Here is a 21,874-nt window from a genome sequence, read left to right as displayed (position 1 = left end):
CCTGGCGTGTACCGAACGCGGCACTGGGAACGACCCTGCGCCGCCGCCTGGCACGCGGCGCTCCGGCACACCGCACGTTCCCTCGAACGGCGGACGCCCCGACCCGGGGAACTCACCGGCATCGACATCTCACCGCGTCACCTCGCGCATGAGAGGTGGGGCTAAGCCGGCGGCGCTCCGTCGTCATGGCGGTACAGGCGAACGATCGTCCGGCGCCTCCGGGGCTCCTCTCGCTCCTCTCGGTCCTTGAGATCCTCTCCGCTGCGCTACACCCCACCGCCGGGAGCCGGTAGGGCCCGAACGGTTCATAGGGTCGCTCTTTGGCGCGAATCTTCCTTGTTCATGACATGTGCCGCCGCAGAGGATCATTTCGTTCCATTCGTGTGGAACGACATGGTGGCACTTTTGCCTTCATAGCTGGAAAGCGGAAGGGAGTACGGCATGTTCAAGAAACTGCTCGCGAGCGGAGCCGCCGTTGCGGCGGTCAGCCTGGGACTCGGGGCGGGGGCGGCGGCGCCAGCGTCGGCCAGCCCGTGTCCTTCGGGGGCGTTATGCGCGTACCTGTACACCAACTACACGGGTGATCCGGGGACCGTATACGGCAACAACGACAACCTGCTCCAGTACAACAAGTTCAACAACGCGGTGTCGGTGTCCAACTCCGGGACCCAGTGCAGCGTGCGGATCTACAGCGGTACCAACCGCACCGGTAGTTCCGTGAGCATCCCGCGTGGTTACGGCATCGGGAACCTCGCGGGCACCCCGTATTACAAGAACGTCGCGTCCAACCGGTGGTGCTGAGCACGTGAGCCCCCGCCCAGCGGTCATGATCGCTCTGTGTCTGCTGGCGGTGAGCGGGTGCTCCAGCGCACCCGCTCACCGGGCGGGCAGCGCGCTGCCCGCCCCGTTCAACGGCGCCGCCAGTGTCACCCCTCAGCAGTCGTCGGCCCTGCACGAAGCCGAGGAGCGGGCCGTCGCCGCCTGCATGCAGGAGCGGGGTTTCTCATATCTCCCCGTACCCGCGGGCCGTCCCACCACCGACCACCCGTACGGGCTGCTGACCGAGGCCCAGGCGGCTGCGGACGGGTACGGGGTCACCTCCGTGGCGCTGGCGGGCCCCACCGAGGACCCCAACCGGCAAGCCCTCGCCCAACTGGCGGAGGACCGCCGCGAGGCCTGGCGGAACGCCCTGATCGGGACGGGGCAGCAGCAACGTACGCTGACCGCACCCGGCAGCCCCTCCCTGCACATCAACACGGACGGCTGCGTGTACCTGGGGCGTCAGTCCCTCTACGGCAGCGCCTACGATCAGGCCGAGCTCACTGTCGGCGGTCTGACAGCGCAGGTCGTCACCCAAGTCACCGCCGATGAGGGGTTCCTGGCGGCACAAAGGTCATGGGCGGAGTGCATGCGCGGGCAAGGCGATTCCGCCGAGACCCTCCAGGAGGCGCGCGCTTCGATCCAGGATGCGCTCGGCACGATCGGCGACGACCGCGCCCGCCTCCAGGATCTGGGGCACCGAGAGCTGCGGCTGGCCGGCCACGACGCGGCCTGCCAGCGCAAGAGCAGCCTTGCCGGAGCGGTCCGCACGGTCCAGGAGCGCGTTGAGGCATCCCTGCCGGAGGCATCCCGGCAACAGGCCACCGCGCTGGCAGATCTGCGGAAACGGGCGCTGGAGAAGTAGCCCGCGCGCCTCCGGTTCGACGATCACCAACCGGTACTGCCCGTCCGCGCCCGTCGAGCCGCAGCTCGAACCGATCGCGGCCCCCGTCAAGCACGGTCTGATGCCCGCCGGGAGGTAGGGCCAGCGAAGCGCCGCCCTTCCCGGGTCCGCGTCATCAGCCGTTCCCGGCGCCCCGGCCGCTGCTCACCACCGCGCCCCTCAGTCGGGTGCCCGCGCCACGGCGGCCATCACGCGGGGCGAATGGGTGGGTTTGCGCCGCTGCGCGGCTTCAGTACCGGCAGGCCGGGCATGCGTGTGCTCGAACGATCTCGAGCCGAGGGAAGGCGACAGCGATGACCGAGTACGAACGTTCACGCACCATGCCGGCATTGCCGGAGCAGGTTTTCGACCAGGCCGCCAACTTCGACCAGCTGGACACCTGGCTCCCGGAGGCCCTGCACGTACACAACGATGACCTGCCCGCCGTCACCGTGCACGAGGACCGCACCGACGAGGACACGTCCGCCCTGCTGCGCGCCCAGCGCGACCAGATGCGGATCGAATGGGGTACCCGCGAGCAGGGCAGCTACACCGGTTGGCTCCAGGTCGCCGGTATCGGGAGCGGAGCCAGCGAGGTGACGGTGCACCTGTCGTTCTTTGAGGACAGCCACGACCCGGGCGAGGAGGCCGTGCGCCAGGCCCTGGAAACCAGCCTTCAGCGGCTGGAGGAGCAGGTGCGGCTGCGCGTCGACAACGCCGCCGGCTGACCGGGGGGCCCGCGTACGAGGGGCCGCGTGCCAAGCCGTACGCCGCCGGGGCCACAGCCGCTGCCTGCTGCGCGGCACGCCCCCGGCGCCCTGCCCCCTTGAGCGGCAGGTGCGCCCCGGCCTTGCGGGCGCGGGCGGTGGAGCGACTACGTCGTCCCCGCCAGGCGCCGTCGGGTCCGGGGCGGCGCCGACGGGAAGAGTGCGGCGAGGATGTCGGCGAGCGAGGTCTCGGCGAGGCTGCGCCGCCAGGCTTCGTGTGCGTCGGCCATCTTCTGGGCGATGATGCAGGTGCTTTGGCACTCCTCGGGGGGCAGCGCTCCTCGTCCCTGCTGGCGGATCTCGCGGCACTCATACGGCGAGGACGTGCCGTCGACCGCCTCGACGATCTGCAGCAGCGTGATCTCGGAAGCTTGCCGCGCGAGCCGGAACCCGCCCCGCGGGCCCGTCGTCGCGGCCAGGACACCGGCCTTGACGAGCGCCTGCAACTGCTTGGCGAGGTACGCGGCCGGCAGGTCGTAGTACTGCGCGAGCTGTGCCGCCGATGCGGTGGCCCCCGGTTCGAGTTGCGCCAGCGTCGATGCGCAGTGCAGTAGCCATTCGGTGCTCACGGGCAGCTTCATGCCTCCGAGTCTATCCAAGACATTGCGGATCTCTTTAGTCCGAGATACGGTCGGGCAGCAAGAGAGACGAGGAGAGATCGTCATGCGGATCATGCGAATCGCCGTTGCCGGAGCGACAGGAAACATCGGGGCCCTCACTGCCGCCGCCCTCGAACGGGCCGGGCATGACGTCGTGCGCATCAGTCGCTCGCTCGGCGTCGACCTGTCGACCGGTGACGGTCTCGACGCCGCCCTGGCCGGTGTCGAGGCCGTCGTCGACGCCACCAACTGCACGGCCGCCGACCCGGCGGAGACGGTGGCGTACTTGGGTACCGTCACGCGGAACCTCCTCGCCGCGGAGGAGCGGGCCGGCGTCCGCCACCACGTGCTGCTCTCGATCGCCGCGATCCATCGCGTCGAGGGCAATGCGCACTACGCCGGCAAGCGGGAGCAGGAGCGCCTCGTAGCCGCCGGCCCGGTGCCGTGGACGATCGTGCCGGCCACGCAGTTCCACGACTTCGCCGCGATGGTGGCGAGCTGGACCGAGCGGGACGGCGTCGCCACGATCGCGCCGCTGCTCGTGCAGCCGGTCGCGCCCGCGGACGTGGCCGAGATCCTCGCCGAGATCGCACTGGGCAGGCCGCAGGGGCGTTACCCCGATGTCGCCGGACCGGAGTCGCAGGATCTGGTGGACATGGCCCGGCGCACTCACGAGGCGCGTGGCCGGGTGGTGAAGCTCGTACCGACCTGGTCGGCGCTGTTCGGCCCGGCGATGGCCGGCAACGTGCTGCTGCCCGGCGAGGGCGCCCGCATCGCGCCAACCACCTTCGAGGAGTGGCTCGCGACCCAGCGCGAGAACCCTGAGCGGCGAGAAGCCGCCCGGCGGGCGCCGGCGGCACGTACCGCGTGATGCGCCAGCGCCGCCGCGGCGCTTAGGCGGGGTGTGCAGTCGGTCCCGAAGCCCGTGCTGCGGACAGTGCGACGCCGAGCAGACCGGCCATGGCGATCGCCTCTTCCGAGCCGGGCCGCCGGGCCGCAATCGAGCTCCGCCCAGGGATCCTAGATGGGCTCAGGGAGAGAAACGCGCTCATCGCCCGGCACGAGCACGGGGCTCGCACCGGAAGACGCTTCCACCGCGCGGTCGACTGAAACGCCGGCCGCAGCGGCCTGGCATGCGTTCGCGTAGACCTTCCCGTCCGTGCCGAGCACCGGACGGTACTCGTACGTACAGACGGCGGGCGTCTCCTCCGCGGGCGCGGCGCTCGCGGAGGAAGGGAGCAGGGCGAGGAGCCCGGCCGCCACAGCGGCCGACACTGCGATGCGGGCAACAGAGGTGCCACTCATGTGGTTCATACCAAGAAGATGGCATCCAGTACCCGCCCCGTGCACCTGGAGAGAGACAGAACCACCCGGACGAAGCACACCGGGGGTGACACACACCGTCCAGATGCCTCCCGGTGCGATGGCGCCGGGAAGGATCCGGCGGCGCTGGGCCGGAAGGTCCCGGCGGGCGATGGTGCCCAGCTCTCCGAGGTCAGCGGAACGCGTCGATGTTCTCGCTCACCCAGTCGTCGTAGGTGCGCGGTGGGCGGCCGATGATGTCCTGTACGGACGGCTGCTGGTCGAGGGTCCACTGAGCGAGTTCGGCGAACCGGGCGCCGTACTCTTCCAGGGCGTACAGCGTCACGTCGATCGCACCGTCGGGCCAGCCGAGGTGTTGCCAGATCGCCCGGCTCTCGTCCGGCGCCAGCTGGACCGTATCGATGTCGCAGCGGAGAGCGGCGGCGATACTCCGTACCCGTGAACGCGTGCTCAGCGGCGGGCCCACCGCCTCGATGACCGTCCCGGTGTAGTCATCGCCGATCAGGGCTGCGGTCGCTACGGCGGCGAGGTCCTCCTCATGGATGAAGGGGTAGTGGCCCTGGTCGAGGAAAGCCTCCCGGACCACCCCGTCGGCGCGGACGGTGTCAGGCCAGTCCGACCCTGTCGCCGGGTAGGTGCCCTCGATGACCGCACCCATCACAGCCGACGGCCGGATGTGCGTCCAGGCGAGGCCCGAGCGCTCCACCGCCTTTTCGATCGCCAGCCAGAACCAGGTCTCCGGCGGATTCGCCTCCTCGTACTCCGGCCCGTGGGACGACAAGAGGACGATCTTCCTGGCGGCGGCGTCCCGCGCCAGGGTCAGGGCATCCTGGACCGTTGACGGATGGGCGCCGGCAAGAAACACGGCCTCGACGCCGTCGAAGGCCCGGGAGCACTCCACCGGCCGGGTGATGGAGCCTTCGACGACCTCCACCGCGTCAGGCCAGCCATCACACTGGTCCGGCTCGGCGATCACCCGCACCTGCCGGCCCTTGGCGAGCAGTTGTCGTGCCAGGGACCGGCCGACGATCCCGGTCGGGCTGTTGCCTTCGTCCTTGCGCCGGCTGACGACGGTCAGCAGGCAGATGCCTTCGGTTTTCGGCGCGTTCTCATTCTGTTCGAACCTGTCCACGGCAAGACCTTTCAACGCGTGAGCGGAGATCTTGCACCTGGCCCGGGCGCCGGACGGCCTCTGTCGTACTCCCGGTGCCGTACTCCCGGTGCCGTACTCCGGCCACGGGACCAAGGCTGCGGATCGAGATCGGCCAGTCTACCGAATGCTCAACAGGTGAGGTAGCGAGGCTACTTGCGGCCGATCCGGGGGCCGCCCGCGCCCACCCGCCGGGAATCGCAAGGCCGTTGTCCGCGGCAAGGGCCAGGTCGTCGCCGTGGAAGTGCCGACAGGAGTGTGAGGTGCGGGTTCCCGCCGGCGATCAGGGTGCGGGAGCGCGGCATGGCTTCGGCGCCGTCGGCGTCCCGGGTCGGCGGGCTGACCAGAGGAATGTCCGCCCATGGTCAATCCCTATGTCATGGCCGTGCCCGATGGGTTAGGTTCCGTGTCGTGACTGAGGATCTTGGGCGAGTGCTGGCCGGACGGTACCGGCTGTCTGGATTGCTTGGCCAGGGCGGCATGGGGACTGTCTGGCGTGCTCACGACGAGCACCTCGACCGGGAGGTGGCCGTCAAGGAACTCATCCTCCCCGAAGATCTCGACACCGCCCGGCGGGAAACCTGGATCGCGCGACTCGACCGCGAGGCGCGGGCCGCGGCGAGGCTGAAACACCCCGGTGTCATCACCGTTCACGACCGGATCGCCAGTGACGACGGGCGCCCGTGGATCGTCATGGAACTGGTGCACGGGCGATCCCTGGACGACCTGATCAAAACGGATGGACCACTTCCACCGGAGCAGGTCGCTCACATCGGTCTGCAGGCCCTGGCCGCCATACGCGCCGTGCACGGTATGGGCATCACTCACCGCGACATCAAGCCCTCCAACGTCCTCCTCGAAGGTGAGCGGGTGGTGCTGACCGACTTCGGGATCGCCGCCGTCGAGGGCGACGTGACGTTGACGCGCTCGGGCGCCATCATGGGGACCCCGGCCTTCATGGCCCCCGAGCAGGTGCGCGGGCTCCCGGCGACCGCCGAGTCCGACCTGTGGTCCTTGGGCGCGACGCTGTTCACCGCCGTGGAAGGCCACCCGCCGTTCGCCGGCACCAGTGCCTGGGCGGTCTTCGTCGCCGTCGCCACCGAGGAACCCACACCGGCCGTCCACGCCGGTCCGCTCACCCCCGTACTGACGGGCCTTCTCCGCAAGGACCCGGCGGAGCGCCTGACCGCCGAAGCCGCGCACGAGCTTCTCGCCGGACTCACACGCGACGCAGAACCCCTCCGGCCGGACTCCGCGGAACCGTCCGTGCGTGGCGTGCCGCCCACGCGACGGTTCACGGCGGGGGGCTTCGGTGCCGGGCGGGCAGAGCAGCAGCAAGCGTCCGCACCCGCCGGAAATCCGCCCGCTCAGGGGCGCGCGTACCTCCTCGGGGGCCTGACGGCGATCGCCGTGGCGGCCCTCGTCGCCATCCTTGCGGGGTTGCTCTGGCCGGATTCTCCCAAGGGCACCGGCACCGATGCCCGCGGCGTCAGATCGTCGGCGCCCACTTCGCCCTCGTTCTCACCTTCTCCCTCCCCCTCCTTCTCTTCCTCGCCCTCTCCCTCCCCCTCGTCTCCGACGAACACGCCCACGCCCCCCGCACCGGCCTACTCGGCCAATCCCGCGCACACCCCACTCGACCGCGCGGCCATCGACCGGGTCTTCGAGGTCTACATGAACGGGCTGGCCAACCACGACATGACATCCCTGCGCAGAGGCACGTGCCCTCGGTTGCGCTCCACGCTGCTCGGATTCGCACTCAACGGCTACTACGTTGCCCGCTGGCAACTCCTGCCGTACGAGATACCCACCGCCATGGACCAGCTCAGCGTGGAAGCCAAGGTCACCCAGCAAGACCCCGACACCGGGAAACTGGCGGGCGACATCCACTACCAGTGGATCATCGAACGGGACGCCGACCAGAACTACTGGGTCTGCGGATGGCTCAACGAACAGTGAGCGGCCAACTCGAAGTGACGGGCACAATGGGCCACTTTCGTCAGTACACGAGCTTGTAGGTCACGTCCTTCGGGACCGGGGAGGGTGCGGTGTCGGTGTACATCAGCCGGATCGTGGTGAAGCGCTGGACATCGGAATGTGCCGGCCAGGGCTCCGGGTCGCTCAAGGTCACCCGCACCGGGTAGGGGCGGAAGCGGCCCGCCGCGCAGTAGGGGCGGCAGTCGTTCACCATGTCGGTGCCGGTGGCCGTCGCGGTCCGCGGCCCCCAGGTGTCCCAGCGGAGGCCTACGAGGCGGTTGTTGCCGTCCCCGCAGGCCAGCAGGTACTCCTCGGGACGCACCTGGGCCTCGGAGAAGCAGTCGACGACCACGACCGGATCCGGCGCCGGCGCCGGAGCGGCCCGGGGCTGCGCGGAAGCCGGTACCGTAGCCGCCGCGAGGGCCACCGCCGCGCACAGCAGCGTGGTCCTCCGAACCCTGGACCGGAGCGCTCGAGCGAACCGGCCGTCTCCTGAAGCGTCCACGAGACCCTCCTCGCATGTCTGTCCCGGCGTCGGCGCTGCGGCCATGCCCAGCTTCCACCATCCGGGCGAACCGCGCACCCGCTGGCGAAGGTGGAGCTGTCGTAGCTGGCGCCGGAGCCGACGCCGGAGTAGGCCCCCCACGGGGCGGCCAACCGTGCCGGCGAACAGCCTGTCAAGGTTCCCTTGACAGCTCGGCTCCGTCAAGGAAACATTGACGTCATGAACGTTTCGCAGGAGTCCACAGCCAACCCGCGCCCCCGCCCCCGTACGAGCCCCGTGACCATGATGTTCGGCATGCTGGCTCTCGCGGTGAGCTTGATCAGCATGGCTCTCACCCTCACCGAGAACATGGGAGTGGGCGCAACCGCGGCATTGATCGCCGCGGATCTGGTCCTCATCGCCGCCATGGGCGTCCTGTGCGCGGTGGTACGCCACGCCGCTGTCCCCGGCATGGCAGCCGCCGCGGCCGAGCCGTCACAGCGGCGTGATGAAGAACTGCTGGACGCGCTGGAGCCGTTGCGCCCTGCCGCCGGATCCTCGGGCGGCGGCCGATGAGCGGGGCCGAACTCCTCAGCCCTGACGAGATCGCGCGGATCCGCGAGGAGATCGCCGGCGCCGTCCTGGGGGCGCACGAGGGACTTGCCGACTCACTCGAGCACGACCCTGATGGGTTCCTGCGCCTGGTGGCCGCGGCCCGCGTCGGCGCCGAGGAGTCGAGCCGGCTCCTGCGGGAGGCCGTCCAAGGGGCCAGGTCCGCCGGACACAGCTGGGACACCGTGGGCGGGATCCTGGGCGTGAGCCGTCAGGCCGCCCAGCAGCGGTTCGCCGTCAAGACTCCCCCGTCCGCGCTCGACCCGGGTACGGGCGACGGCCCGGAGTGCCGGGTGATCACTCCGGTCACGGCGTTCAACGAGATGGCCGAACTGGACGAGGCCGCGCGCGCGGGCTGGCACCTGGTCGACTACGGACCGCTCTACCTGGTCGTGGAAGCCTCCGACCTCACCTGGGAACACCGGCGCACCATCGGCGGCCAGCGCCGGCGCCTGCAGGCCGACGGCTGGACCCAGGTAGGATCCGGCTCCTTCCCCTGGCGCTACTACAAACGGCCGGTGACGCCCCCTCACCCAGGCAACTGAGCGCCTCCATTGCGGAAGCGCCGCCTCTCGGATGCTCACGATCCGCTGTCACACGGCCGTACGCCCGAAGGTGGCGAGCCGAGGTTCGCTACGGGGTGGCGCCGACGGCTCTTGAGAACTTCTCCCACTGCGCCGCAACCACTTCCCGCGGCACTCCGCCGAAGTCTTTGGTGTCGATGGCGTTCGAGCGGAAGGAGAGCGTCACTGAACCGGAGCGGATCACCGTCAGATACCTGTACAGCGTGATGTCCTTGTCCTTCACGTCCTGCAGCACGATGCGATAGGCCAGCGCCTCGTCGCCGAACGCGGGGGCCTCCACCGGCTCCACCGCCAGGACCTTCGCCTCCGCGAGCGCCCGGTCCTCGGTGTAGCCGCCCGCGCACCGCCGGCCCGCCTCGGCCAGGCTCTTCGTCGCGGCGGCCGCGCCGCCGCCCTGGTAGGAGCGCAGCAGGATGTCGGTCCCCACGGCCTGCCATTCGCCGGGCACGGACGTCTTCGCGTAAGCCTGGGCCGTGTGGCCTGCTGCGCCGAGGCTGGTCAGCGGGGTGCATGCCGCGGGTTCGGCATCGAAGAGCTCGCTCATGGGCTCGTCGAGGAGCGGCTCGTCGGCCTCGTACCGGCCGGCTTTCTCGCCCGGGGAGAGTACGAGGGTCTTGAGCTGTTCCACGGTCGGTCCTGCCGGGCCGCCCTGAGCCGGTGTTCCGCTCGGGGCTGCGTCCGGTGCGGTGCCCGGGCTCCGGTTCGGGCCCGTGGAGGGCGCGGCCCCGTCCTGCGGCGGCGTCCCACTGTCGGCCCCTGTGCCGGCACCGCCGCAAGCGGTCGTACCGGCGAGCAGCAGCGCGCCGATGGCCACGGCCGCCGCTGTACACCGTGCAGTGCTGTTGCGCACGTTGCCGGTCCTCATCCTGCTCCCCCTCGAAATCGTGTTCGCAGACATGAGTGTGCAGGCGGTCGGACAGCGGGAGTCAGGCGGGGCCCTTGTGAAGGACAGGTGGCGCGTGGCGCGCTGGACAGGACAACTGGGCCCCGCGCACACACCGATAGCAACGTCATCAACGACCACAACGGCGGCAACGGCGGTTACGCGAGCCTGCTGGGCAAGACGGGCCCGCGCCCGTTGAGCCCTTGCCTGCTGGACAGGCGCGGATGCGCTGCTCGCACGCCTCAGCCGCAGGCTGAGGACCCCTCCACCTTCATGGACGCCGCGACCTGCGCTTTGGTCCGTCGGCCGCCCGAACGGCACCGCTGCCCGCCCGAAGCGCAAGCGTCCAAAAGGGTTAAATCCGAAGACCAATCCGGGGTTAAATGCTGTTACTGTCCGGGGTGGAGGTGCAGCAAATGCCGAGCCAGGAAGAGTTGTTCGACGCGGTGGACGCGCTGCTGCAAGGCGAGCCGAAGTTGCCGTCCCCCGCCGAGCGGGCCCGGCTGCGTGAGGCGGCCGGTGTCTCCCAGACCAAACTGGCCCAGGCCCTGAAGTCGAGCCCGCAGACGGTGAAGAACTGGGAGAACGGCCGCAGCGAACCGAGGCCGCCCCGACTTCAGGCGTACCTGCGGCTCTTGGAGGGCTGGGCCGAGAGGTACCCGGCGCCGACCGCGTCCGGACCCGTACCGGCCCCCGTCCCCGCACCGGCCCCTGTCCCCCCACCGGTCCCCGTCCCCGTCCCGGTCCGGGAGACGTCCGCACGGCCCGTGGCGCAGCCGGCGCCCGCCGCCCCCGCAGTCGCGCCCGCCGCCGCGACGGTTCCCCTCGTGCAGAGCGCGCCCGCGGCCAGGCCCGCGGCGTCATCGCGGCGCCCGGCCGCGAAGCGGGTCGTGCCCGGCATCGCCACCCCTCCCCACCAGCACGGGCCGCTTGCGGTGCTGGACGGTGACGGCATCGCGTACGGCGTGGACGGGATCGTGCTGGAGTGCCCGGCAACCACCATTCCGCAGCTGGTCGACTGGACCCTCAAGGAGTCCGGGCTCGGGGCGCCGCGCCTGCACCGCAACGGCAAGGACTCCGACCCGCTGATCGTGCTGACCGCGTCGGCGGCCGTACGGTTCGGGCTGCCCGAGCGCCTGGAAGGCCCGGAGGCCCGCCGTTCGCTGCGGCTGGAGGAGGACCACCCGGTCGTCAAGCAGATCACGAAGGCGAAGTGGAAACTGACGCAGCGCGGCTTCGGGCCGTGGGCGCGGGTCTACCGCCCGGCGCAGGCCGGGCAGCGTCAGTGCGTACAGCTGGCGATCCTGCCGTGGGAGGCGCTCGACACCCGGGCCTGGCCCGGGATGGCCGAGCTGCCGCCGGAGGACATCGCGCGCGTCCTCGGGGTCTACGCGCGGCGGGTGATCACCCCGCGCGGCTCCACCGCTGTCTCGGGCCTGGAGCTGATGACGGCGCTGCGTCCGCCGACCCGCGCCGTCAAGGACGAGACGTCCGGCACGTGGGTGTCCGGCCACAACCCCGGCTCTCTCGGCACCGAACCGGTCGACCCGGCGCCACCGGAGGCCCCCAGCGAGCATCCGGTCGCGCAGGGCTGGACGGGCGGCTTCCTCGACGAGGAGGCGTACCAGTGGGTCCGTGACCCGCAGTTGCTCTCCGATGAGGAGTGCCTGCGGCCGTACGCGATCGGCCTGGACCTCAACGTCGCGTTCCTCGCGGCCGCCGCCCGCCTGGTCGTGGGTCTCTCCGGCCCCGACCACTTCCACCGCCCCCGGTTCAACAAGAAGATCCCCGGCAGCTGGCTGGTGGACCTCTCCCCCGTCGAGCTGGACCCGCGGCTCCCCTCGCCGTTCACACCGTCCGGCCTGCGCCCGGCAGGGCCGGCCTGGTACCAGACCCACACCGTCGCCTACGCCGAGGAGCTCGGCTTCGAGGTCCAGCCGATCGAGGCGTTCCTGCGGCGGGAGACCGGGGCGTACCTGGACCCGTGGCACGACCGTCTCAAGACGGCGTACGTCGACACGATGGCCGACCTCGGCGTGCACGCGGACCTGGACGACCAGCAGTTCCTCGCGGCGATGGAGCGGCACAAGCAGAACGACCCCGCCATGGCGGCCGTCCTCACGGCGATCAAGTCGACGGTGAAGGGCGGTGTCGGCAAGCTCCGCGAGCGCCCGCAGGGCCGCCACTACCGCGACGGCGAGCGGTGGCCCGCCTTGGAGCGCCCGACCTGGCGCCCCGACATCCGGGCCGCGGTCATCTCCAAGGCGCGGGTGAACATGCACCGCAAGATGGCCCACGTCGCGAAGGCGACCGGCCAGTACCCGCTCGGGGTGCTGTCCGACTGCGTCGTCTACGCCAGCCCCGGACCCTCTCCGCTGGACTTCCTGCCCTACACCACCTCCGGCAAGCCGCTCCCCGGCTCCTTCCGCCTCGGCCCCGCCCCGGGCCTGGCGAAGGTCGAAGGCGTGCAGGAGATGGCCTGGGCCGTGGACCTGATGGAAAAGGGTCTGAACCCCGCCCGTCACATCAAGGGCGGCGACGCGGTCCTGGACGAAGGGGAGTAGGGCGGTGGGCGACATCGAAGACGCCCTGGAGCGCGCGGGCCGCGCGGTCTTCATCCGTCAGCCGCCCAAGGGCCTCCAAGCCCGGATCGGCTTCCGGGTGGAAGCCGAAGTCGACCAAGGCCGTGGCCGAGGAACTCGGGGTCAGCCGGCGATCGGTGGAGCGCTATCGCAAGGGCGAGCGGAAGCGACACGTCATCCCAGGCCCTACACGTCATCCCACGCCATCGAGCTCATCCGCCAACCGGCCGGCGTCCGGACGAACTGGGTGGTCTTGCGGCCGGAGCCCTCGAACCACTCGCCGTCGAGGACACCGGACTTGCGGTATTCGCTGAACCGGTGCGCGATCGACCCGAAGACCTCGGTCCGCTCGGCGACCTCCCATTCGGAGAACTCCGTCAGCGTCCCATCGGTGAGGATTCTCTCCCGGGGTTCGATGAACGCGTCGAGGTCGTAGATCACCGGTTCGCCCCCGAGGCCGTTCTTGATGATCATTCCTTGTGGGATGAACACCTCACGGACGGCGCCGAGGTTCGGCCGACCGCCACCGGTGTTGGTGAACGCGCCGAGGAAGGCGCGCATCAACTGGTCGAGCTCGGCCTTGACATCGGACACGGGGGATCCCTTCCACGGTGGAAACGCCTCGCGCCTGATCATCGTCCCCTGCCGCCTCGTCGGCAAGGTCGCCGTACGCGGTCCAGCCCGGGCCGTTCCGGCGACCCGGCCTCGGCGGGAGCGGCTGCCGGCTGCCGGCTGCCGGCTGCACGAGGCGCCCAGGTGGGGGACGTAGGCAGGCGTGACACGGCCGAATGGTCGGGGAAACGCATGGCGGCCCGACCGGCCGGTCACTCTGTCACCATGACCGAATCCCCGAGAACCCCCTCACCATCGGCCGACGAGCAGGTGGTCGAACGGCTCGTGCCGGCGTGGCTGGCAGAGGCCGCACGCAACAGCTCGCCCACCGCCGAGGAGGCCAGACGTGACTGGGGCCGGCGTCGCCTGTCCTCCGAAGCCGCCCGGGAACTCGCCGACTGGGTGACCGCCCGGGTCACCGATACGGCATTCAACGAGGACGAGGGTCCCACTCCCGACGGACCGGTACGCATCAGTGTGGCCGACAAGGCGGCGGTCCACCGGTGGCTCGCCGCTCACGGACATGACGTTTAGACCGGGTCCGGTCCTCCTCTAGAGCCGGCCAGTGGCAGGCCCGGCGGGCTCGGTCACCGATCGACGCCTCGGACCGGGCGTGGACGATGGAAGCGACGGACATTCTTCGGCCCCCTGGCCGCCCGCCGGCACATAGCCGAGGCGCGGCGGCTTCAAGGGGACGGACCAGAAGGACCAGGATGACTAGGAGTTGCTCCGGTGCGGGAAGGGTTACGGGCCTCATTCATCGCATGCCCCGCAGCCGCTCGAAACCCCGACACGGCAAGACCGCTTGTGCACGGTGTCTCCCGCGAGCCGTGAGCGGCACGCGCGCGTCGCGACCGGCAAGCAGCTGGCGCCGGCGTCGAAAGTCCCGGAGCGCGGATGGCCGGGCAGGAAATAACCGCGCCGGGGCGGGACCACGTCGGCTGACTCACGCAGCAGGCGCAGGGCGTAGTCGTACAAGGCGGGGGGAGGGTGAGCACGTCACGCTCTTCCTGGGCGCTCACCGAACGGGGCGGGGCTCGATTCCGTAGGTCATGTGCGCAGCCTGCGAGGCCGATTCCTGCTCTGTCGAAGGCATGAGGGGAGGAAGCCGCCGGAAATCAAAGGTGCAGTCCTGGCTCCCGCACGGGACGGAAGGGGATGGAAGGGGACGGGTACGCCGGAAATCTCACGTCACCACATCACCACGTCGGGTCTTTTCCTGTTCGGCCCAATGATCGACGGCACCGCTCGCCCTGTTGGCCTCGCATCCGGTTGATGTCGGGCTCGGGGCGAGTACCTCGTTCCGCATCCCTTACGTCCAAGTGTCGGGCAACCTATGGCTACCTACCATCCCTGGCCAGGTTGTAGACCAACACCAGAAGTGCAACCGCCATCACCACCACGTGCAACCACACCGGACCTGCTACCGTCGACCAGCTCACCGCCGCCTCCTCTCAGTCTCCGTACCCGGCTTCGCTTCATGACGGCGCAGCACCGACTCCAGCACCGCCCTCTGGAAGGCAGGCAGGGTCGGTCCCACCAGCCGGTTGACATCCCGTAACCGCGGACGCTTCTCTCCAGTCATGCAACGCGCCTGCCCCAAAAAGGCGCGGTGACACAGCATCAGGGGGCCATTTGCCGCGGTCGGCTGAGCTGGTGTTGTCCGACCATGAGCGTCAGGTGCTGGGTGGATGGGTTAGGAGCCCAATCCTCGCCCCAACTGGTGGAGTTGTGGGACCGGAATGTGCTGGGCTGTGCCGAGGCGGAGCCGCAGGGGTTGCCGCGGTCGGCCAGTTCGGTGACCCGGCGGGCTGACATGTCGCGGTCGACGGTGTCGAGGATCTGGCGGACCTTCTAGGGCTCGCGCCGCGACCTCGCCTTACGACGCGATCGGTGGCGTTCGTGGCACGGGTCAGGTGGTGAGAGGGGGCCAGGGGACGTCAGTTCCGACGGCGGCGGTGTAGTCGACGCCGGGGACAGAGAAGCCGTAGAGGCGGCGGACTTCGTCGCTGAACCAGTCGAGGTCGGCGAGTTCGGTGATGGTGTCGCTGGTGGCGGTGCTCCAGCGTTCGGCGACGGCGTTCTGCACGGCGGGGTCGAGTTCCCAGGTGTCGAGGCGGACCCGGCCCTCGTCGTCGAGGTCGAGGGGGCGGGCGCCGGTCAGCTGGTCCCACAGCTCCACCAGTTGACCGATCGGGGCCACCATGGCGTCGCCGAGGACGCCGCGCAGCAGCCCGACGTACAGGGCGATGCCGGGGATGGCAGTGGAGGACTGGGTGACGGCAGCAGCGTTGACCGAGGTCACGGCCCGGCCGCCCAGGGTCTTGCCGAGGCGCTCGTCCAACGTGCGTGCGGTGGCTTCCAGATGGGCCTTTGCGGCGCCGATGGTGCCCTGCCGGTAGATCGCCGCGGTGAGCGGCGAGCCGATGTAGGACAGGGCGGCGGTGGTGAAGCCGTCGGCGAGCAGGGACCGGTCAGCCAGAAACGTGATCCACCGTTCCCAGTCGGTGCCGCCCATCACCGCCACGGTCTGCTCGATGTCGTCGCCCTCGGCCGGCGCGGTGGTGACCTCCTTCACCTCCGGGGCGCCGTACTCGTCGAAGACGAGGGTCTTGGTGGTGTACGGCGAGCCGATCGGCTTGAGGGCCGAGGCATACACGTTGCCGGTGTCCGGGTCGGTGCGGCGAGGCGAGGCCACCGAGTAGATCAGGAAGTCGAGCCGTCCCCCGAACCGCTCGGCGAGGAGGTCGGCAACCTGCTCCTTCACCGTGTCGCTGAACGCATCACCATTGAGGAAGACCATGTCCCGCCCGTGCTGTTGGGCGAGCCGGGCAGTGGCGGCGGTGCGATACCAGCCGGCCGTGCCAGTGCGCCGCGCGGGCGCCTTCTCGAAGCACACGCCGATGCCACGGATACCGACACGGGCCAGGCCCGCGATCGTAGCGGCCAGGCCATACCCGGCGGACGAGCCGATGACCAGAGCCACCGGCCCTTCGCCCCCGGCGGTGAGCGGGGCAGGGACGGCCTGCCACATCTCGTCCACGAGCTGTCGGCAGCCGCGAGGATGGGAGTCGAGGAAGAGGAAGCCCCGGCTCTTGGGCGCAATGACGCGTTCGCTCACGGTGTGGTGTCCCAGGTGTCGTCACGGACCAGGATGCGGCGGCCGCCTCGGCCACCCCGTCCTGCAAAGTCTGCGGCCATGCGGATGAACGCGGTGATCTTGACCGGCACAACGATGTCCAGCCGGGCTTGGAGGGTTTCCCACTAGCTCTAACGAGGGCAGCTGGATGCACCCAAGTCCCATCCCGCGGGGTAGGACCGAACCTGCCGACCGGCAGGAACGTCTCGATATACCTCTATTCGGCGTCGTCGAGTTGCGCATGCGTCACCGCGACCCCGGGTCCTACGGATGGCACAAGATCGCCGACCAGATCCTCCAATGCCGCGCCAGCTCCTATCGACGCACCAATGACTCAGGTCACTAACGGCAGGCTGAAGATGTCTTCGAGGAGTTCGGGGACAGCACTTCATCGGCCGGTGACGCGCGCCCTTGGGTCGTTTTCAGGAGGTGCGGGCGGCCAGCCATTTGGTGAGGTCGCCCGCGATGTGGTCGGTGCTGGTCTGCACGACGACGTCGTGTTCGCGGCGGGTGGTGTCGCGGCGGACGATCTCGTATCCGCCGTTGTCCAGGACGGTGACGGAGGCGAACCAGGCGGGATCGTCCTGGTCGGGCTGGATGACGACGAAGGTGTTGTCCGTGTCGTTCAGGTCGTCGATCAGCATGAACAGGGCGTCCTCGGACGGGTCCTCGATGTGGTCGCCGTTCTCGCTGTCGGCGCAGTAGTACCTGGCGGCCACTGGACTCTCCCTTTCGCGTGCTGCAGGATCCGGTGGCCAGCATGGCACGGCGTGGCGGTCGGCCGGTGGTTCACAGCACTGGTGGATCGCCACGATCAGGATGGTCGCCTCGAAGCGGACGGCGGGCTTGTCATACCGGGTCGCAACCGCCCGGTGCTGCTTGTGGCCGCTGGTCCCGCACACGTTGAGCTCCGCGGGTTCAGCGAAAGTGAAGCTCGTTCAGGGGGAACTCCCGGGCCAGTGCGTGTGCGTCAGCTCGGTGTGTCCGTGGGTTCGGCCGGAATGCGGGGGCGGGCTGCGAGGCGGCGGGCTTCGGCCATGACCTCGGCATCGACCTGCGTCACTGTTCTGTCGCCGTATTCGAGGATGTCGTATTCGTCCTGGAGCTCGGCGAGCCGTTCGGTCAGGGTAGTCCGCCTCGGCGCGTGTGCAGGCGGTCAGGATCCGAAGTCCGGGGCTGTCGAGTCCGGCGACGAGCGCGTCACAGGCGGCACTGACGACATCGCAGGCACGGTTTTCTCCCGTGCTCCAGAGGGCGGCATGGTCCTGCAGGTCACTTGCCGCTGCTCCGGCGACGTCACGTGCCCGTGATTCCCTCCCGGGAGCGTCCGGTCGACCGGATTCATCGAAGCTGCTGTTCAGCGGCCCCTTCCAGCAGCCCCCGGGCCGAGTCCGTCCGCGTAGCGGACAGCGGCCTTCTCGTCGATGCCGAACACGAGCGCGAGGTGCAGTGGCTCGGCTGGGTCGGCGCCGCGGGCGAAGGCTTCTTCGAGTCGTCGGTCGATACGGAGCCTTCACGGGTGGTGGCCCGGGTCTCCCCGCTCAAGCACACCGACCTCAACTCCCGGGCCGCTAGGGCTTCGCCGCCGGCCCGCCGCGCGAGAGCCTGCGGGCCCTGCGCGACCCGGCCACGGTCCACCCTGACGAGGAAGATGGCGGAGAGGAGGGGTGAACAGCGGGTCGGGCAGCCGACTGAGGGTGTGACCACATCATCAAGGACGGTGTCCGTCAAGGGTCCTCCTACGCGGCGCTGATGCTCACCTGCAGCCACGGCGTGCGGATGCAGTACCACTACCGCCATGACATCGCTGGCCACGCCGGTGGAGTCTCGGCAGAGTCGCCGCGGTGGCTGTCGCTTCACACAGGCCGGCGGCGTCTTCGACCACGTCAGCCTGAAGGGCACAGCCTCCCCCCGGGGCTGGAGCAGCGAGGCCATGGGCGAGATGAACCGCACCGACTGGGCGAAGCACCACAAGGCATCCGAGACGGTGGTCGAGACCAACGGCACGATCACCGCCACCGGCACCGGCACCGGCGACATCGGGCTGACTGGGACCGAGGGCGGCCGTCCCGTGGAGCGCACGCTCACCGGCCTGACCGTCGCCCTGCTCATCGTGCTTGTGGTCGCGGTGCGGTTCGCCACAGCCGAGTACCGCCGCGAACCCGCGGGCGGCGCACCGGTCACCCGCCAGGTGCTCGCAGCGAAGGCGACCGTCGTCGGAGTCGTCACGTTCCTGACCGGTCTCCTCGCCGTGGGAACCGTGATCCCGTTCGGCCTGGTGATCCTGAAGGCGAACGAGATGCCCGCCATCGAGGTGTCCACGCTCACAGGAGTACGGGTCGTGGTCGGTAGTGCCGCAGTGCTCGCACGCGGCCGTGCTCGCTCTCACCCTCGGCGCCGTGCTGCGCCGCGCCTGGCTCGCGATCCTCGTCGCCGTCTCGGCCATCGCGGTCCCGTACGCCGTGACTGCCGTCCCGCTCCTGCCCGACGGCCTGTCCCAGTGGCTGCTACGGGTCACTCCGGCCGCCGGCTTCGCCGCCCGGCAGACCCGGCAGACCCGGCAGACCCGGCACCGAACATCCGCAGGGCGTCGCCCACTACGCGCCCTCCGCCGGGTACTTCCGGCTTCCGTGGTGGGCCGGGTTCGCAGTGCTGTGTGCGTACACGGTGATCCCCCTGGGTCTTGCCCTGAGCCGCCTGCCGCGCAGCGATGGGCGGGCCCGAGCAGTCCGCAGACTGGAGATGCCCCATGGCGGCGCGGGAGCCCGTGACCTCCAGCGCTTCCGGCGCTCGCCGCCGTGCCCGCGCCGCGCGCGAGCGGCCGGTGAGGATGGGGCACGATCCTCACCACCCGCCGAGGGCGCCCCCGAGCATCCGATCGGGTGGATACGCGGTGCGTCGCACGGGCCGAACCGAATCGGGAAGCCCAAAAGTGTGATCGTGCGGCAATCACCCAATCGCAATTGAGGGGAATCATCATGCGCATCCGTGCCGTCGCAATGGGAGCCACGATCGCAGCGCTCCTGGCCATGGGAGCCGGCGGGACCGCCACAGCCGCCGACCGCTCGGGCACCCAAGCGAGTCGTGCCAGCGTCGCCGAGGCGGACGGCCTCGGGATCGGCCTCGGGGTTGGGCTCGGTCTCGGCGTCGGTGTCAGTGTCGGGGGCAAGGGGGCCCTCGCCGTCGGGGCCGGAGCCGGTCTCGGCCTCGCTCTGTAGCGGCTACGGGAGTGGCCGCGGAGACCATTCCTTCGGACCGAGTTCGAGGAACTCCAGTCCGGTGAGCTCGGCGATCCCCAGGGGGGGCGGCCAGCGTGCCGCGACAGGCGGCGAGGGTGCGCAGGCGGGGCAGTCCGGCGACGGGGCGTGAAGATGACGACGAAGTTCTCTCCCACCCCAACAGCCGCCTCCCGCAAGCGGGCCAGGACGTCTGCCTGGTCCGGAAGGTCGAGGGCGAGGGCTGCGGCGGCACGGCCTCTTCGGGCCACGAGGTCCCGCATGTCCTCCAGGTACTCGGCCGCGAGCGAGCGACTTTCCTCGTCCGTGAACGCTTGGGCGGCGCGCCATCACGGGGCGACCAGCAGCAGCCGCAGGAGCTCGGGCAGGCCGATCGCAACCAGCGCCGCACCTCCTTCTCAGTCGGCATACAGGACCGGACGTTCCTCACCGCCTTCACCGCAGAAGAAGTACGTGCCCCCGGCGCCGCCCCGGCGAAACCATCGAGCGCGCCGCCCGAGGCGAGGTGGACTTCCTCGACATGGTCGCCGCGGTCCACGTCGAAGTCACCCGGCCAAGGGAGGAAACGGGCAGCTTCGTACTGTTCGGGAACAGAAGCGATCAACGATTCCGTGGACCGCGCCTTACCGCTCACCGGTTGACACGAACCATTGGCGAGCGCAGGCACACGGGAAGGACCACACCGCCGGGGAACCAGGAACACCATGCCGGCATCCCGCCTGGACACACCGCGGCTCCGAACCACATGCGGGCTCCCAATCGGACCGTTCATCCTGCTCTCCCGCTGTTCGCAACGGCCGTGGAGCAATAGTCAAGACTTGTGGGATCGGGGTTGATTGGAGGCGCCCTGGGTCTTGATCGGCCCTGAGGTGGTGGTACCGCCCCTGGTTGCGGGGAAGGATCACTGCTCGTCCATAATTTGGTCCGTGGGAAAGAGCTACGAACGGATAGAGGGCCGGCTTCGCGCCTTCATCGAAGCGCAGCACATCTTCTTCACGGCGACGGCTCCGCTGGCCGGTGACGGCACCGTCAATCTGTCGCCGAAGGGCCTGGCCGGTTCGTTCGCCGTACTCGACGAGCTCACCGTGGCCTACCTCGACTTCGCCGGCAGCAATGCGGAGACGATCGCCCACCTCCGGGAGAACGGTCGCATTACGCTGATGTGGTGCGCCTTCGACGGGCCGCCCAACATCGTCCGCGTGCATGGCCGTGGAGAACCGGTCTTCCGCGACGACCCGCGCTGGGCCAGCCTGCTCAAGCACTTCCCGGGCATCAACCCGACCCCGCACGGACTGCGTGCGATCATCGTCGTGTCCGCCGAGAGTGTCCGCGACACGTGCGGATACGCCGTCCCCTTCATGACCTACGACGAGGACCGCTCGCTGCACGCGTCGCGTTTCGCGCGCGAGACCGACGACTCGCTCGACGCGTATTTCCAAAAGAAGGAGCACATCGCGACCAGCATCGACGGCTTGCCGGGGCTGCCCCTTCCGCTGCCGCCGCTGCCGCCGCCGCAGGGCCACTGACACCCCATCGGCGACGCGGCACACGGTCAACCGTCGATGACGGGCACGTGATCGCCTTCGCTGTCGTTGCCCGGAATCGCGTTCGGCTGGATCTGGTGCGGGTTGTGTCCGCGAGTGGCGAGGAGCAGACGCCCCGGTGACCGCTCTCGCGTTCGGTGAAGCCAGCGCCGAGTTGATCCACGACGAGGCCGGACAGTCCCTACTACGAGCTGCCCCGGCGGGAGGAGAAACGCCGGTCGGGGGCACCCGGAGCCCGGCCGCGATCTCCCTGTTCTTCTCCCCGTCCACGAAGCGTTCTACGGCCTGCAACCGGAACCGCTCCCGCGCGGTCCTCCCAGGCAAATGACCCCGACCTCACCCAATCAAGTTCGGTAGCCGACCGAGAACAGGGAGCGCGGCACTAAACGTGGAGCTCCGCTGCCACGGCCCTGGATCGACAGCCGGCCGGGCCTGGTTCGGGCACCACCACCCCGACGGCAAGCACCCGCCGGTTGCCTCGCTGTACCGGGCGCTCGTGACGCGCGACGCCGGGGTCGTATCCGTAGGAACGGGCGCGGGTGCGCGGACTTCGCGAGACAAACGAGTAGGGACGAGACGCATCGTTTTGTTATGGTGAACGCGTGACTTTCTTCTACTTCCTCTGAGTCCGGGCACGGCCAATGCCGCCGTTTCTGCTGCCCGTAGACACTTCGCATCAC

Annotated in this window: 20 protein-coding genes; 11 read left to right on the top strand and 9 right to left on the bottom strand. The window is 69.8% G+C overall.

Going from position 1 to position 21,874, the window contains the following annotated elements:
- Positions 1-441: 441 nt before the first annotated feature.
- The 3 genes from ABZX75_RS25145 to ABZX75_RS25135 all read left to right on the top strand — a co-directional run bounded on the left by ABZX75_RS25145 (position 442) and on the right by ABZX75_RS25135 (position 2,430).
- Positions 442-801, top strand: coding sequence for a peptidase inhibitor family I36 protein (locus ABZX75_RS25145; RefSeq protein WP_355414225.1), 360 nt, complete (start codon positions 442-444; stop codon positions 799-801).
- Between the two features lie 4 nt (positions 802-805).
- The gene (locus ABZX75_RS25140) at positions 806-1,684 is read left to right on the top strand and encodes a hypothetical protein (RefSeq protein ID WP_355414223.1); all 879 of its coding nucleotides are present in this window, start codon (positions 806-808) and stop codon (positions 1,682-1,684) included.
- A 332-nt stretch (positions 1,685-2,016) separates the two neighbouring features.
- On the top strand, positions 2,017-2,430 hold the full coding sequence (locus ABZX75_RS25135) for an SRPBCC family protein (RefSeq protein ID WP_355414221.1): 414 nt from the start codon (positions 2,017-2,019) through the stop codon (positions 2,428-2,430).
- Positions 2,431-2,576: 146 nt separating this feature from the next.
- Here ABZX75_RS25135 and ABZX75_RS25130 read toward each other — a convergent pair whose 3' ends face one another.
- Entirely contained in the window at positions 2,577-3,050 is a 474-nt protein-coding gene (locus ABZX75_RS25130; RefSeq protein ID WP_355414219.1) for an Rrf2 family transcriptional regulator, read from the bottom strand.
- Between the two features lie 82 nt (positions 3,051-3,132).
- On the opposite strand from ABZX75_RS25130, the gene ABZX75_RS25125 reads away from it, so the two are divergent.
- Positions 3,133-3,939, top strand: coding sequence for an NAD(P)H-binding protein (locus tag ABZX75_RS25125; RefSeq protein WP_355414217.1), 807 nt, complete (start codon positions 3,133-3,135; stop codon positions 3,937-3,939).
- Positions 3,940-4,088: 149 nt separating this feature from the next.
- On the opposite strand, the gene ABZX75_RS25120 is transcribed toward ABZX75_RS25125, so the two are convergent.
- Together ABZX75_RS25120 and ABZX75_RS25115 are read right to left on the bottom strand one after the other, a co-directional pair.
- Complete coding sequence (locus tag ABZX75_RS25120) at positions 4,089-4,382, bottom strand: hypothetical protein (protein ID WP_355414215.1); 294 nt, start codon at positions 4,380-4,382, stop codon at positions 4,089-4,091.
- Positions 4,383-4,563: 181 nt separating this feature from the next.
- On the bottom strand, positions 4,564-5,523 hold the full coding sequence (locus ABZX75_RS25115) for an NAD(P)H-binding protein (protein ID WP_355414213.1): 960 nt from the start codon (positions 5,521-5,523) through the stop codon (positions 4,564-4,566).
- Between the two features lie 321 nt (positions 5,524-5,844).
- On the opposite strand from ABZX75_RS25115, the gene ABZX75_RS25110 reads away from it, so the two are divergent.
- On the top strand, positions 5,845-7,500 hold the full coding sequence (locus tag ABZX75_RS25110) for a serine/threonine-protein kinase (protein ID WP_355414211.1): 1,656 nt from the start codon (positions 5,845-5,847) through the stop codon (positions 7,498-7,500).
- Positions 7,501-7,540: 40 nt separating this feature from the next.
- On the opposite strand, the gene ABZX75_RS25105 is transcribed toward ABZX75_RS25110, so the two are convergent.
- Positions 7,541-8,023 (bottom strand): hypothetical protein, encoded by a 483-nt coding sequence (locus ABZX75_RS25105; RefSeq protein WP_355414209.1) that lies wholly within the window; start codon positions 8,021-8,023, stop codon positions 7,541-7,543.
- A 219-nt stretch (positions 8,024-8,242) separates the two neighbouring features.
- On the opposite strand from ABZX75_RS25105, the gene ABZX75_RS25100 reads away from it, so the two are divergent.
- Positions 8,243-8,578, top strand: a complete 336-nt coding sequence (locus ABZX75_RS25100; protein WP_355414207.1) for a hypothetical protein — start codon at positions 8,243-8,245, stop codon at positions 8,576-8,578.
- Positions 8,575-9,159 (top strand): hypothetical protein, encoded by a 585-nt coding sequence (locus ABZX75_RS25095; protein WP_355414205.1) that lies wholly within the window; start codon positions 8,575-8,577, stop codon positions 9,157-9,159. Before ABZX75_RS25100 ends, ABZX75_RS25095 begins: the two co-directional genes overlap by 4 nt.
- A gap of 88 nt (positions 9,160-9,247) precedes the next feature.
- On the opposite strand, the gene ABZX75_RS25090 is transcribed toward ABZX75_RS25095, so the two are convergent.
- Positions 9,248-9,826, bottom strand: a complete 579-nt coding sequence (locus ABZX75_RS25090) for a hypothetical protein (RefSeq protein WP_355414203.1) — start codon at positions 9,824-9,826, stop codon at positions 9,248-9,250.
- A gap of 671 nt (positions 9,827-10,497) precedes the next feature.
- On the opposite strand from ABZX75_RS25090, the gene ABZX75_RS25085 reads away from it, so the two are divergent.
- The gene (locus ABZX75_RS25085; protein ID WP_355414201.1) at positions 10,498-12,645 is read left to right on the top strand and encodes a helix-turn-helix transcriptional regulator; all 2,148 of its coding nucleotides are present in this window, start codon (positions 10,498-10,500) and stop codon (positions 12,643-12,645) included.
- A gap of 204 nt (positions 12,646-12,849) precedes the next feature.
- On the opposite strand, the gene ABZX75_RS25080 is transcribed toward ABZX75_RS25085, so the two are convergent.
- A complete protein-coding gene (locus ABZX75_RS25080; RefSeq protein ID WP_355414273.1) occupies positions 12,850-13,224 on the bottom strand; it encodes a DUF4440 domain-containing protein in 375 nt (124 codons plus the stop codon).
- 276 nt (positions 13,225-13,500) lie between these two features.
- Between ABZX75_RS25080 and ABZX75_RS25075 the strand changes: the two genes are divergently transcribed.
- On the top strand, positions 13,501-13,809 hold the full coding sequence (locus ABZX75_RS25075) for a hypothetical protein (protein WP_355414199.1): 309 nt from the start codon (positions 13,501-13,503) through the stop codon (positions 13,807-13,809).
- 1,378 nt (positions 13,810-15,187) lie between these two features.
- Here ABZX75_RS25075 and fabV read toward each other — a convergent pair.
- The 3 genes from fabV to ABZX75_RS25060 form a co-directional block, all read right to left on the bottom strand.
- Positions 15,188-16,396 carry an enoyl-[acyl-carrier-protein] reductase FabV gene (gene fabV, locus ABZX75_RS25070; RefSeq protein ID WP_355414197.1) on the bottom strand — a complete coding sequence of 403 codons (1,209 nt, stop codon included), beginning with the start codon at positions 16,394-16,396 and terminating at the stop codon, positions 15,188-15,190.
- A 440-nt stretch (positions 16,397-16,836) separates the two neighbouring features.
- Positions 16,837-17,133, bottom strand: coding sequence for a hypothetical protein (locus ABZX75_RS25065; protein ID WP_355414195.1), 297 nt, complete (start codon positions 17,131-17,133; stop codon positions 16,837-16,839).
- A 622-nt stretch (positions 17,134-17,755) separates the two neighbouring features.
- Positions 17,756-18,736 (bottom strand): hypothetical protein, encoded by a 981-nt coding sequence (locus tag ABZX75_RS25060; RefSeq protein WP_355414193.1) that lies wholly within the window; start codon positions 18,734-18,736, stop codon positions 17,756-17,758.
- Positions 18,737-19,392: 656 nt separating this feature from the next.
- On the opposite strand from ABZX75_RS25060, the gene ABZX75_RS25055 reads away from it, so the two are divergent.
- The gene (locus tag ABZX75_RS25055; protein ID WP_355414191.1) at positions 19,393-19,632 is read left to right on the top strand and encodes a hypothetical protein; all 240 of its coding nucleotides are present in this window, start codon (positions 19,393-19,395) and stop codon (positions 19,630-19,632) included.
- A 944-nt stretch (positions 19,633-20,576) separates the two neighbouring features.
- Complete coding sequence (locus ABZX75_RS25050; RefSeq protein ID WP_355414189.1) at positions 20,577-21,176, top strand: pyridoxamine 5'-phosphate oxidase family protein; 600 nt, start codon at positions 20,577-20,579, stop codon at positions 21,174-21,176.
- Positions 21,177-21,874: the final 698 nt, after the last annotated feature.

This window comes from Streptomyces sp. NPDC003038, from assembly GCF_040611115.1.
In the GTDB taxonomy this organism is placed as follows: Bacteria; Actinomycetota; Actinomycetes; order Streptomycetales; family Streptomycetaceae; genus Streptomyces.
Note: the sequence above shows the minus strand (reverse complement) of the source record. Positions and strands in the feature narration are given on the sequence as shown.